A 13,708-nucleotide genomic window follows, 5' to 3' on the forward strand; every position below is an offset into this window, starting at 1 on the left:
CGTCAATTGATTAAGTTGAATAGATGGAAAACACAAATATAAAACGACGGGGAAGCGCGCCGTTGGAGTGGTAGCGGCGTGAGCCGCCGAAGTGCCGCTAGGTGCGTTAAAACCGTCGCCCACTGTTACGCAATGGCGAGTAAGATAGCCAATTATAGTTGCCATGCAGTAGACACTTGGATAGCATAATTGCCCCTCTTCGTTGCCGATGATTGCGCATCCTAATGATGAATACATCAAATAAGACAGAATCACCTGCCGGGCAACTTTCTGCTCCTGTTACCACTCCCCAACAGCGGGCATCTAACCTGCCGGATATCTTGCGGGAGAAAGAGAGTGTTCAGCGCATTTTGGTCATTAAATTACGCCATTTTGGCGATGTTCTCCTCACAACCCCCTTACTGAGCACACTTAAAGCCAATTATCCGCAGGCCAAAATTGACGTGCTACTGTATGGTGGAACACAAGAAATACTGCGGGAAAACCACAGTGTCAATCACGCCTTTATTGTGGATCGCGGCCTTAAACACGCGGGCTTAACAGCACAAATCAGTGGCGAAAAAGCACTATTTAATGCTTTGAAAGAACAGCATTATGACCTGATCCTTAATTTATCTGACCAATGGCGGGCTGCGGCTTATTGCCGCTTACTAAAACCGGGCTTCAGCATTGGTTTTCATTATCCAAAGCGCGACACCTGGCTCTGGCGCTACTGCCACTCTACTTTGGTGGATATTCCCAATGTGGGCGAACGGCACACGGTGCTCAATAATCTGGACATCCTCGCGCCCTTGCAATTGAGCAATATTAATACCGACGTCACTATGTCTTATGGCGCGCATGATGTTGAGCGAGTAAAACAACTGCGCCAGCAATACCTTATTGATGATGAACACATTGAGAGTTACATCGTGATTCAGCCTTCTGCCCGCTGGAAGTTTAAAACTTGGGCCAGTGAATCATTCAGCCAACTGATAAACCACCTCACAGAACAAGGTGAAACCGTGCTGCTGACGGGCGGTAAAGACCAAGCGGAATTGGAGTATATTGCTGAAATTATGGTGAGCTGTACGCAACCAGAAAAAGTTATCAATTTATCTGGTCAGTTGGCGCTGCCGGAACTGGCAGTATTGATCGATAACGCTAAGCTATTTATTGGTGTTGATTCAGTTGCAATGCATATGGCTGCGGCGCTACAAACCCCAGCGGTGGTACTGTTTGGCCCGAGCAATCTCAACCAATGGCACCCGTGGCAAGCCCCGCACACCCTATTATGGGCGGGTCACTATCGCACTTTGCCACATCCTAATGAGATAGATACCGACACCAACGATCGTTATTTGAATGCTATTCCGGTGAATGATGTCATCGATGCTGTTGACGCCTGGCGTGCTCAACGTCAGTAAAATATCAATATTGGGTATAGGTCAGTCACCTTACTGTCTTCCAACTAGCTTAAGCTAAGAGAATTATGATAATCCCATCGACTTCTTCGCCGGTCACTGCGCCAGCTAACCGTCGTAGCGACATGCTGAATGGCGTTACGGCATTGCTGCTAGGTATTTCTTTACCCTCATCCAGCTCCCTAATCAATATATCGCTGGTTTTAGTCCTAATTTGTCTGGTTATTAATCGTAAGTCACTGCAATTTAAACCTTTATTGACGAATCCATTAGTTTATCTTCCGGCTGTTATGTTTGCGCTATTGGCGCTTTCATTGTTATACCACCACAACAGTTATGGCCCGGAAATGGTGGGGAAGGATAAGAAATTCCTCTATATTCTGCCACTCGCGCTGTTCTTTATTAACCAACCACGATTGATAAAACTGTTTTGTCTGGGGTTCCTGGCCGCCAATGCCGTGGCATTGATTGGCACATTGGCGGTCGGGGTGTTACATATCCCGATTAATGGTGTTGATCCTGCTAACCCCACTATATTTAAACTGCAAATTACCCAAAACTTCTTTATGGCCTTAGCGGCGGTGTTGTGGTTGGCACTGGCGGTCAAAAGTCAGGGCTGGAAACGCTGGGGTTATGGCCTGCTGGTGGTGGCAGCCAGTTACAGTATTTTGTTCCTGGTGCTGGGGCGAACCGGTTATGTTGCATTAGTTGTCGGGCTTGGTGTGTGGCTGTTCTTCTCGCTGGGTCATCGCCAACGCGGGTTATTGGTGGTGCTGGGAATAATGGCATTTGCTGCACTGCTGCTTATTCCCAATAAAGCGACACAGCGTATTAGCCAGGGCGTTGATGAGATAAAAGTCTGCCTGGCGGCCCCCTCAGATAATGTTGATGCTGTTTGCAGTACCTCAATGGGGCAACGTTCAATATTTGCCATCGAGGCGGTACGATTAATTAAAGAGTCACCGATTCTTGGTCACGGTGCTGGTGGCTTCTATTATGAAAATCCGGCCATAAACTACAAAATCAATAATCCGCATAACCAATATTTGCTGGAAACTATCCAATCCGGGGTGGTCGGTTTGATTGTCTTCCTAACATGGATTGTCTGCTGTTATCGGGTTATCTGGCAGCAAACACCGGCTCTGCGCAATATATTACTGGCGGTGTTGACCAGCTATATGGCGTGTAATTTCTTTAATTCCTTCCTGTTGGACTCGTCAGAAGGCCACCTATTTATGATCTTGGTGGCTATTTTGGCGGGGTATGCTGTGGTGGATAATCAGCAGAAAGCGGATAAACGGCTAACATAAATCTTGATTGGTCATAAAAGCTAACGGCTCCTGATGGGGCCGTTTTTCGTTATCACTTGTTGGGTAACAAAAAATAAAAAATCCAGAATTAAAACGGTGCGTGGTACAAAACAGCCAATATGACTATTTGAACGAAAACCTTTACCAGGATGAAAGTCTAACAGATTAGTCCAACAATTTTATTTACGTTGATTCCGATTGGAAATAGAAGTAAGTAAGTTTTATAGGAATATTCCTACAATATTTTATCGGCATGGTCTGAGGTCTTATAGGCAAGTTCAGCAATAAACATCAATCTCTCTAATGCTAATATGAGTTTGTAGTGCTTTTCTTTTATTTAAAGTTGTTTTTTATTTCGGTGTTTTATGCTTCAGTTATTTGATTTTTTAAAACAAAATACCAACCTCTTATCGAGGGGCTGATATTAGGTGATCCAGATAAAGAAATAGATAAATTTTATAAGAAATGGACTATTTTTATCAGCCAAAGGTGTTTTTTTTAACATATTGAATTTAATGGATTATTATGTTTAATTTTTTACGAGTTAACTGTTAAATTTAGACCATGTAATGCAGCGCTGCAAGCTGGGGGCTGTTCTTATTTATATCTGTATTTTTTTAGCAGGATATATACAGTAATTGCTGCACATTGCATATTGGGAAAAACAGATTTACATGCTGCGGAATTGGCCATTATATAGTTAATTAAACTGGCTATTTATTGGTGCTATATGCGAAAAGATGAAGTTGATCACTATTTCAAAATTCTGATGTGTGTGATAATTATTTTCAATTAATTACCTATTTTAAAAATTGTGTTGTTTTTCAAACATGATGCAAGAGTTTTAAAGAAAGCTATTATTACTGTGTATTCATATCGATAAGTGGCTCCACGTGAATCTGTTTTTGGGATAAGCAGAAATTACATTCAACTTAATTTATCCGAGGTCATTGAGACCATCATGGCTAATTCATCTACGAATAAATTATCTTTACCGGCCCTAACTTCTTTAGTGGTTGGTTCAATGATCGGGGCCGGTATATTCTCCTTACCAGCGACTTTCGGGCGGGCAACAGGCGGATTTGGTGCCCTGATTGCCTGGTGTATTGCTGGGGGGGGGATGTTAATGCTGGCTTTTGTTTTTCAAACATTAGCGCAGCGGAAACCCAATCTCGATTCCGGTGTATTCATTTATGCAAAAGAAGGATTCGGGGATTATCTTGGTTTTGCTTCAGCACTGGGGTTTTGGGCCGGTACTTGTATTGGTAATGTTTCTTACTTTGTTCTTATCAAATCCACATTAGGGGCGTTCTTCCCCATATTTGGTGATGGTAATACCATTCCTGCCGTATTAGTGGCCTCCGTGATTTTATGGGGATTCCATATCCTGATATTGCGCGGGGTTAAAGAAGCTGCGGCGATTAATACCATAGCCACTTTTGCAAAAATCATTCCCATTTTCATTTTCGTCATAGTGCTTATCTTTGCTTTTAAAGGTGATGTATTTGCGCTGAACTTCTGGGGTACGCCAGATGTGATTAAAGGTGCTGATTTATCTCACCTTGATGATTATGGCTACGTCGGCCATGCGGCTGCAATAATGGCACCGGCGGTTGAACCAGAATCTTTATTCTCTCAAGTTCGCAGCACAATGTTGGTGACTGTATTTGTGTTCTTAGGTATTGAGGGGGCGAGTGTTTATTCGCGCTATGCGAAAGAACGTAGCCATGTTGGTATCGCGACCGTGCTGGGCTTTATTGGTGTTTTATGTTTGTTGGTGCTAATCACCATGCTGTCTTATGGCGTGTTGCTTCGTCCTGACTTGGCGGCATTACGCCAGCCTTCAATGGCCGGTGTATTGGAAGCTATTGTGGGGCGCTGGGGCGCTATATTCATCAGTGTGGGTTTAATTATCTCGGTATTGGGTGCTTATTTATCTTGGTCACTGTTGGCGGCAGAGGTGCTTTTTTCAGCGGCTCAGAGTAAAAGCGTGCCAAAAGTATTTGCGACTGAAAACAGCAATGCTGTGCCTTCCGCCGCGGTATGGCTGACCAATATTTTTATTCAAGTATTCTTAATTCTGACTCTCTTTACTGACTATGCTTTCCAATTGGCATTGGAATTAACCAGTTCATTAACTCTAATCCCTTATTTATTGGTTGGGGCTTATGGATTAAAACTGGCATGGACGGGTGAAACTTACGAAACAAATGCCCGTGGCCATAGAAAAGATCTCATTTTTGCTCTCATTGCGACTTTCTATTCGGCATTAATGATATATGCCGGCGGACTGAAATACTTGCTGCTGTCGGCCATTATTTACGGCCCCGGCACTATTTTGTACTTGATTGCCAAACGTGAACAGCATCAAAAAGCCTTTAATTCCTACGAAAGAATCCTGTTTATTGTTCTGATTATTGCTGCGGTTGTTGCGCTTTACAGCATCTTCACCGGAATTATCACCATCTAATTTATTGGAGTTCTTATGTCAGATAAAGCTAAGAAAACTCACGCCAAGACAAAATTTGGTGTTCACTCTGAAGTTGGAAAATTGCATAAAGTGATGGTTTGCGCACCAGGACGCGCCCATAACCGCCTGACTCCCAGTAATTGTGATGAATTATTATTTGATGATGTTTTGTGGGTAGAAAGAGCCAAACGCGACCATTTTGATTTTATGACCAAAATGCGCGAACGCGGTGTTGATGTGGTTGAGATGCATAATTTGCTGGCTGAAACCGTGGCTATTCCGGCGGCGAAAAAGTGGATTCTGGATCAGCAAATTGTACCTAATGAAGTGTCTCTGGGTATTTTGCACGAAACCCGCAGTTATTTGGAAAGTCTGGAGCCACGAGTATTAGCCGAGGTTTTAATTGGCGGTTTATCTACCACTGAACTGCATAACGATGGCAAATGTGACAAAGAAGAACTGAAGCTTATCCGCGAGGCGGTGGGTATCACAGAATACCTGTTGCCACCGCTGCCAAATACCCTTTATACCCGTGATACCACCTGCTGGATTTATGGTGGTGTGACCCTAAATCCACTCTATTGGCCAGCACGCCATGAAGAAACCATCCTGACGACGGCTATCTATAAATTCCATCCTGACTTTGGTGAGGCGAATGTGAAAGTCTGGTGGGGTGACCCAACTCAGCATCACGGAACCGCTACATTGGAAGGCGGTGACGTCATGCCGATTGGCAACAAAACCGTGTTGATTGGTATGAGTGAGCGCACCTCTCATCAGGCAATTACTCAGCTGGCTCAATCGCTGTTTAAACATAGCGAAGGGCAAGTTGAGCGCGTGATGATAGCGGCGATGCCAAAATTGCGTGCTGCCATGCACCTGGATACCGTATTTACTTTCTGTGACCGTGATGTCGTCACCCTCTATCCTGCCATCGTTAATCAGATTCAAACCTTCTCGCTGCGCCCAGATAATGGCCCAACTGGCATTAAGTTAAGCCGCGATAAAGGCACCTTTATTGAAGCCGTAGCCGGGGCGTTGAACCTGAAAAAATTGCGTGTAGTTGAGACGGAAGGTAATGATTACGACACCGAACGCCAGCAGTGGGACAGTGGTAATAACATGGTCGCCCTGTCTCCTGGGGTCGTGTTGGCCTATGATCGCAATACCAAAACTAACACCCAATTACGCAAAGAAGGGGTGGAAGTCATTGAGATAGTCGGCAGTGAGTTGGGCCGTGGACGTGGGGGCGGTCACTGTATGACGTGCCCGATTTCACGTGATGCCGTCGATTATTAATTTATCCTTGGTATTTAATGCCGCAGGAGATGGCTGCGGTAGCTCTTAAAAAAATAGCCGATGAGTGAATAGCAAAGTAGCGCTATTGACTGTCGGCTATATTTATTTCATTGGCAATTGATGCTGTGGGGCGGCAAAAAACGTTAATTCGTCATAGTGATGTGGTGAGCATATCTTTAGTTTTCACACAAATAACACTACCCATTTGGATACGAATTGTGCTGATCTATTTTTAGAAATGTTTACCGGGGGATTATTAGTCACGCTGATGTGCCAAATGTCACAGAAAGCTCTGTGACAGAAAACGTTGTTATAGAAAACAATGGCGCAGAACACGGATAAAAGTGTGGGTAACTAATCTGCAATAATTTTGAAAATCTGACTCAACGAGATCTTATAGTGAAGATAAAAATAGTAGTCACTCTGGTATTAACGTTTCTTCTCGCAGCTTGCGACAGAACGCCCCCTGAAGTCGTAGAAAGTGTGCGTCCGGTAAAAATCTTTACTGTCGAAGACAGTGGACAAAATGGGACTCGCTATTTCCCGGCCCGGTTACAAGCTGGCGATGAAACACAACTTTCCTTTAAACGCAGCGGACAACTCCAACAATTATTGGTTCGTGAAGGCGAGCAAGTAAAAAAAGGCCAGACAATTGCTGTGCTTAATGACACTGACCTGAACTTGCGTGTCCGGGATCGTCAGTCAACCTTTAACCTGGCACGAGATCAATTTAACCGTTTCAATACGTTGCAAGGGCAAAGGGCGGTTTCACGTGCCGAGTTAGACGTGCGCCGTGCCGAGATGGAATCTGCCCGTGCAGCATTGGAAATTGCACAAAAAGAACTTAGTGATGCCACCATTACCGCGCCTTTCGATGGTGTTATTGCCAATGTGAATGTGCGAAATCATCAGGTAATGGCTCCCGGTCAGCCCGTCGCGACCTTAAGCGCGTTGGATTCCCTGGATGTGATATTCAGTGTGCCAGAGCGCCTGTTTACCACGCTGGACATCAGCAATCGTAGCTACAAACCCACGGTTTTGCTTAACCACCTGCCGGGGCGCGAATTTACTGCCGAATATAAAGAACATACCACCTCAACCAGCTCAGCTTCTCAGACTTTCCAAGTGACTCTGACCATGAAACGCCCGGCGGATATGCCGTTACTTTCGGGTATCAGTGGCCGAGTAAGAATCAATTCCGGCAGTCTGTCTGGCACCGACCACCCCACCATTGTTATCCCAGCAGAGGCGGTATTCAATCCTGACAGTGCCCAACTTAATGATGCACGGGTCTGGGTTATCAAAAATGATGACGGCCAGATGCGAGTAGAAGAGCGCAAAGTGCAAGTGGGGCAACTGACAGCAAACGGCATTCAAATTACTTCTGGGCTGACTGATGGCGAGCATATCGTCGCCGCAGGCACCGGTGAGCTTCGCCCAAATCAGGTTGTCCGGGCTTGGGTACGTGAGCGGGGTCTCTAATGAAGCTGACTGATAATTTCATCAATAATAATACCCGTATCTGGCTAACGATTCTGTTGCTGGGTATTGGTGGCGTTATTGCCTATCTCAATATAGGCAGGCTGGAAGACCCGGCTTTTACCATCAAAACGGCGGTGGTGGTTACCCGCTATGATGGCGCTTCGGCGCAGCAGGTTGAGGAGGAAGTAACATTACCGCTGGAGAATGCCATTCAGGAACTCTCTTATGTTGATGATGTGAGTTCAATTTCTAGCGCCGGTTTATCGCAAATAACCATCAATATTCGCGCACAATATGGTGCGAATGAGTTACCGCAAATCTGGGATGAGTTGCGGCGAAAAATCAATGATAACAGTGTTCGTTTACCGCCAGGGGCCAGTGCTCCGATGGTCAACGATGACTTTGGCGACGTCTACGGCTTCTTCTTTTCCCTCACCGGTGATGGCTACAGTAATCAGGATTTACGCAATTTTGCCGAGCAACTGCGGCGAGAATTGGTACTGGTGCCTGGGGTCGGTAAAGTGGGGATCGTGGGGATTTTACCGGAAGAGGTGCAGGTAGAGATTTCTCGCGCCCAAATGACCGCGGCCGGTATCACGCCACAGCAGTTATCTGATTTATTAAGCCGCCAGAATGTGGTGTCCGATGCGGGCCAGCTAAGGGTGGGGAGTGAGTCAATTCGCCTGCATCCCACGGGTGAATTCCAAAGTGTACAAGAGCTGGGCAACTTACTGGTCAGTCAGCCCGGTAGCCCAAAAAGCGTCTATCTCCGTGATATCGCGACAGTAACACAAGGTTTTGGCCATTCACCGACCAATATTTATCGTGCTAACGGCAAACCCGCACTGGCTATAGGGATTTCATTTGCCCCGAATGTCAACGTCGTAAATGTGGGCAATGCGATTAAAGCCCGATTGGCGCAGCTTGAAGGTGAGCGCCCGTCTGGTATGCATATCAATGTGTTTTATGACCAATCCTATGAAGTTGAAGGGGCGGTAAACGGCTTTATCCTTAACTTCTTGCTGGCCTTGTTAATTGTTGTGGTCACCCTGCTGATTTTTATGGGGGTACGCAGCGGTGTGGTTATTGCCATCTCGCTGGCACTGAACGTACTCGGCACCTTGCTGATTATGTGGCTGTTTAATATCGAGCTACAGCGGGTGTCGTTAGGGGCGTTAATTATCGCGCTCAGTATGTTGGTGGACAATGCCATTGTGGTGGTGGAAGGCATTGTGGTTGGCCGCCAGCGCGGTGAAAATATCTTTACCGCAATCAGTAATGTGGTGAAGCGCTCGATGATGCCGCTCTTGGGCGCGACGATTATTGCTATTTTGGCCTTTGCACCTATTGGACTGTCCAATGATGCAACCGGTGAATATTGTAAATCGTTATTCCAGGTGCTGTTAATCTCACTGATGCTGAGTTGGTTTACGGCTCTGACGCTCACCCCGGTCTTCGCCAAGTGGGCATTCCAAAACCAGAAACCAGAGAAAGTGGATGCGGATAAGCCGGCCAAGCAACCTTATGATGGGTGGTTATTCCGTTATTATCGGGTGGTGCTGAATAAATTACTGCAACACCGCACTGTCACTCTGGTACTGCTGGCGGCCTTGCTCGCGGCATCGGTGGTCGGCTTTGGCCATGTTCGTCAAAGCTTCTTCCCACCGTCAAACACCCCGATTTTCTTTGTTGATATTTGGCTGCCTAATGGCACTGATATTAGCTATACCGAAGATGTGGCAAACAAGGTCGAGCAGTATATCAAGCAGCAAAAAGGGGTGGCTGACACCATGGCAACCATAGGTCAGGGCGCGATGCGCTTTATGCTGACCTACAATGCCCAACGTCACTATCCTAACTATGCGCAGGTGATGGTTCGAACTGAACAGCTCGACCAAATACCGGGCTTGATTGATGAAATCGAATCCTACATGCATGACGAATATCCCCAGGTTGATGCGCAGATAAAACGCATCATGTTTGGGCCGTCAAACAACAGCTCCATTGAAGCCCGCTTTATTGGCCCAGATCCAGACGTGCTGCGCAGCTTGGCGGCTCAAGCGGAAAAAGCAATTATTGCTGATCCGATGGCAGACGGTGCCCGGCATGACTGGCAGGATCGCAGCAAAATGATCCGGCCACAATTCTCCGATTATTTGGGCCGTGAGTTGGGGGTTGATAAACGCGAGGTTGATGGCACATTACGCATGAGTTTTGGCGGGCTGCCGGTTGGGTTATACCGTGATGGCACCCGGTTGATGCCGATTGTGCTGCGCACCCCGGATTCCGAGCGGCTCAATGCAGAACGGCTCAATGATGTGATGGTATGGAGTCAGGCCCGCCTTGCCTTTATTCCAATTGATAACGTCGTCACCAGTTTTGAAACCGAGTGGGAAGATCCGCTGATTATGCGACTGGATCGCAAGCGGACACTGACAGTGCAAACAGATCCGACCCAACAGGGCGGGGAAACATCTGCTGAGCTCTTGCAGCGGATCAGACCGGGGGTTGAATCTGTCCAGTTGCCACGCGGCTATGAACTTGAATGGGGCGGTGACTACGAAAGTACCAAGGAAGCCCAACGGGGTATTTTCACCAGTTTACCTATCGCGTTCTTAATCATGTTTATCGTGACGGTATTGATGTTCAGCTCAGTACGTAATGCGCTGGCTATCTGGTTGACGGTGCCGCTGGCGCTGATTGGTGTGACAGTCGGCTTCTTACTGACGGGTATTCCGTTCGGCTTTATGGCCCTGTTAGGGCTGCTAAGCTTAAGTGGGATGTTGATACGTAACGGTATTGTATTGGTAGAAGAGATAGGTTTACAGCGGAAGGAAAAACCGCTGCGCGAGGCTATCATTGATGCTTCTACCGCACGTTTACGGCCAATTATGCTGACGGCATTCACCACAGTTCTGGGGCTGGCGCCGCTGCTGAGTGACGCCTTCTTCCAGAGTATGGCGGTGGTTATTATGTTCGGTCTGGGCTTTGCCACGGTGCTGACATTACTGGTATTGCCAGTGATATATAGCAGCATGAATCCGGAACCGAAAGAAAAAGTACCTGATGAGCCGGTCAGTGAATAACTGATGCAGCATGCTGGCAAGGGGGTTGCGGCTAGCGCCCCTAAGATTCCATTATAGACTTTATCCGCGCCGTTCTTGGCGCGGATACCTTCCGGGATGAGCGCCCCTAATGGCGCTTAAGGTCATTAAACCATTCTGCGCGCCACCTCTCTTCCTGCCCAAAAATATGAGCCTATCGTTCCAATATGAAACCTCATTTGAGCTGTGGCGTTTCATATTGGAACGTTTTTAACATCAGTTTTCAGTCTATTTTTTGCGCTTATAGTGAAGCTAGTTTTATCAATTTAACCTTAAACATTATTCACCATTAGATTATCTATAACGCTATAGGAGCAAGATATGCTGAAAGTCATTCAATCTCCGTCTAAATACATCCAAGGTGCCAATGCCCTGGAATCGATTGGCGAATTCTCTAAGTTATTGGCCAGTAACTATTTTATTATTGCTGATGATTTTGTCATGAAGTTAACGGCTGAGACCGTAAGCTCCAGTCTGCAAGCCAGTGGGCTGGAAAATCACTTTAGCCGTTTTAATGGTGAATGCTCTCGTCAGGAAATTGAACGCCTGACCTTGGTGCTGAAAAAAAATAATTGTAATGGTGTGATTGGCATTGGCGGCGGGAAAACTCTCGATACAGCCAAAGCGATTGCTCACTATCAGAATATCCCCGTGGTTGTGGTGCCGACCATTGCCTCGACGGATGCGCCGACCAGTGCGCTATCTGTGATTTACACCGAAGAAGGTGAGTTTGCTGAATATCTGATTTACCCGAAAAACCCAGATATCGTGCTGATGGACAGCACCATTATTGCCAAAGCACCGGTACGTTTGCTGATCGCCGGTATGGGTGATGCGCTTTCTACTTATTTTGAAGCACAAGCTTGTTTCGATGCTAAAGCGGTCAGCATGGCGGGCGGGGCATCGACATTGGCTGCGGTCACACTGGCCCGCCTATGCTACGAAACACTGTTGGCAGAAGGTTTCAAAGCCAAATTGGCAGTAGAAGCCGGTGTTGTTACCGAAGCGGTAGAACGCATCATTGAAGCTAATACTTATCTAAGTGGTATTGGGTTTGAAAGTAGCGGTCTGGCGGCAGCCCACGCCATTCACAATGGTTTTACGGTGCTGGAGGAATGTCATCACTTGTATCACGGCGAGAAAGTGGCCTTTGGTACTCTGACACAATTAGTGTTGCAAAACAGCAGCATGGAAGAGATTGAAACCGTGCTTTCATTCTGCCAGCAATTAGGTTTACCAACGACCTTGGCTGAAATGGGGGTTTCACAGGATATCGAACGCAAAATTCGTGCTGTTGCCGAGGCCAGCTGTGCAGAAGGGGAAACCATCCACAACATGCCGTTTACCGTCACGCCAGACAATGTGTATGCGGCAATTATTGTAGCTGATGGTTTGGGTCGGGCTTTCCTTGGGTAGTTTTAATATACCAATCTAACTGGCTGAGTTTGCTGATTATTTTGTCAGCAACTCTTTTCCCAAGCATTCCCGTGCGCGGAGCATGAAATGAAAAAGTTAATTAATAGCGTCGAAACTGTGTTGCAGGAACAAATTCAAGGGCTGGTCGCAGCCCATCCTGAGCTGGAATTGCATCAAGAACCGCTTTATATCAAACGGATAGATGCTCCAGTAGCAGGTAAAGTGGCATTGATGTCGGGAGGTGGCAGTGGCCACGAACCTATGCATTGTGGCTTTATCGGCGAAGGCATGCTGGACGGCGCTTGTCCCGGTGAGATTTTTACCTCGCCAACCCCAGATCAAATGTATGAATGCGGCCAGGCTATTGATGGCGGGCAGGGGCTGTTGATGCTGATTAAGAATTACACCGGCGATATTCTTAACTTTGAAACCGCGGCAGAACTGTTACATGCCGATGGCACGGCGGTCGCCACACTGGTCATTGATGATGACGTGGCGGTCAAAGACAGCCTGTATACCGCCGGGCGGCGCGGTGTGGCTAATACCGTCATTATTGAAAAATTACTTGGTGCCGCTGCGGTTCGTGGCGATTCATTGGATGAATGTTTCACTCTTGGCCAGAAAATTAACAATCAAGGGCATTCCATCGGCATAGCTCTAGGGGCCTGTACGGTACCCGCGGCAGGAAAACCGTCATTTATACTGGCTGAAAATGAGATGGAATTTGGTGTCGGGATCCACGGTGAACCCGGCATCGAGCGGCGGCCATTTACCTCGCTAAATGACACAGTTGATGCAATGTTCCAAACATTAATTGAGCACGGAAGCTATCAGCGCACCTTGCGCCATTGGGACCGGCAAGCCGGAGATTGGAGTGAAACCCGCCAAACAAAGCAGCCGCTGGCGAAAGGAGACCGGGTTATTGTGTTGGTGAATAATCTAGGGGCAACCCCTCTTTCAGAGCTTTATGGTGTCTGGCACCGTCTGGCGGCCTGTTGTGCCGAATTTGGCTTGACCATAGAGCGCAATTTGATTGGCTCCTATTGTACCTCGTTAGATATGCAAGGCATGTCTATCACAATACTAAAAGTAGATGACGAATTGTTGTCGCTGTGGGATGCGCCGGTGAAGACTCCTGCACTGCGCTGGGGTTGTTGATATCCCCTGCGTCCTTGAAGCTGCAGGGGTGTTAGCGGCGCACACTTACCCGAATCACTTACTATA

General features: G+C 46.9%; 8 protein-coding genes and 1 pseudogene. All 9 read left to right on the plus strand.

Going from position 1 to position 13,708, the window contains the following annotated elements; genetic code table 11:
• The first annotated feature begins 224 nt into the window (after positions 1-224).
• The 9 genes and pseudogenes from rfaQ to dhaK all read left to right on the plus strand — a co-directional run bounded on the left by rfaQ (position 225) and on the right by dhaK (position 13,642).
• Entirely contained in the window at positions 225-1,406 is a 1,182-nt protein-coding gene (gene rfaQ / locus YROHD0001_RS01525; RefSeq protein WP_004716527.1) for a putative lipopolysaccharide heptosyltransferase III, read from the plus strand.
• A gap of 65 nt (positions 1,407-1,471) precedes the next feature.
• Positions 1,472-2,713, plus strand: a complete 1,242-nt coding sequence (gene waaL-ps / locus YROHD0001_RS01520; RefSeq protein WP_004716528.1) for an O-antigen polysaccharide ligase WaaL-ps — start codon at positions 1,472-1,474, stop codon at positions 2,711-2,713.
• A gap of 961 nt (positions 2,714-3,674) precedes the next feature.
• Positions 3,675-5,183: an amino acid permease gene (locus tag YROHD0001_RS01515; RefSeq protein ID WP_032818191.1), complete on the plus strand. Its 1,509-nt coding sequence runs from the start codon at positions 3,675-3,677 to the stop codon at positions 5,181-5,183.
• 15 nt (positions 5,184-5,198) lie between these two features.
• On the plus strand, positions 5,199-6,482 hold the full coding sequence (arcA, locus tag YROHD0001_RS01510; RefSeq protein WP_004716532.1) for an arginine deiminase: 1,284 nt from the start codon (positions 5,199-5,201) through the stop codon (positions 6,480-6,482).
• A 110-nt stretch (positions 6,483-6,592) separates the two neighbouring features.
• Positions 6,593-6,780: pseudogene (locus tag YROHD0001_RS20905) on the plus strand (LapA family protein).
• A 101-nt stretch (positions 6,781-6,881) separates the two neighbouring features.
• Positions 6,882-7,964: an efflux RND transporter periplasmic adaptor subunit gene (locus YROHD0001_RS0118790; RefSeq protein WP_032818192.1), complete on the plus strand. Its 1,083-nt coding sequence runs from the start codon at positions 6,882-6,884 to the stop codon at positions 7,962-7,964.
• Positions 7,964-11,050, plus strand: a complete 3,087-nt coding sequence (locus tag YROHD0001_RS01505) for an efflux RND transporter permease subunit (protein ID WP_004716535.1) — start codon at positions 7,964-7,966, stop codon at positions 11,048-11,050. Before YROHD0001_RS0118790 ends, YROHD0001_RS01505 begins: the two co-directional genes overlap by 1 nt.
• Before the next feature lie 339 nt (positions 11,051-11,389).
• Positions 11,390-12,484: a glycerol dehydrogenase gene (locus YROHD0001_RS01500; RefSeq protein ID WP_004716541.1), complete on the plus strand. Its 1,095-nt coding sequence runs from the start codon at positions 11,390-11,392 to the stop codon at positions 12,482-12,484.
• A gap of 87 nt (positions 12,485-12,571) precedes the next feature.
• A complete protein-coding gene (gene dhaK / locus YROHD0001_RS01495) occupies positions 12,572-13,642 on the plus strand; it encodes a dihydroxyacetone kinase subunit DhaK (protein ID WP_004716542.1) in 1,071 nt (356 codons plus the stop codon).
• Positions 13,643-13,708: the final 66 nt, after the last annotated feature.

The organism is Yersinia rohdei ATCC 43380 (assembly GCF_000173775.1).
Lineage (GTDB): Bacteria > Pseudomonadota > Gammaproteobacteria > Enterobacterales > Enterobacteriaceae > Yersinia > Yersinia rohdei.

Bases quoted from the DNA above. Each gene is read 5' to 3' on its own strand.
- arcA (WP_004716532.1), top strand. From the start codon at position 5,199: ATGTCAGATAAAGCTAAGAAAACTCACGCCAAGACAAAATTTGGTGTT.
- YROHD0001_RS01515 (WP_032818191.1), top strand. From the start codon at position 3,675: ATGGCTAATTCATCTACGAATAAATTATCTTTACCGGCCCTAACTTCT.
- waaL-ps (WP_004716528.1), top strand. From the start codon at position 1,472: ATGATAATCCCATCGACTTCTTCGCCGGTCACTGCGCCAGCTAACCGT.
- rfaQ (WP_004716527.1), top strand. From the start codon at position 225: ATGATGAATACATCAAATAAGACAGAATCACCTGCCGGGCAACTTTCT.
- dhaK (WP_004716542.1), top strand. From the start codon at position 12,572: ATGAAAAAGTTAATTAATAGCGTCGAAACTGTGTTGCAGGAACAAATT.
- YROHD0001_RS01505 (WP_004716535.1), top strand. From the start codon at position 7,964: ATGAAGCTGACTGATAATTTCATCAATAATAATACCCGTATCTGGCTA.
- YROHD0001_RS01500 (WP_004716541.1), top strand. From the start codon at position 11,390: ATGCTGAAAGTCATTCAATCTCCGTCTAAATACATCCAAGGTGCCAAT.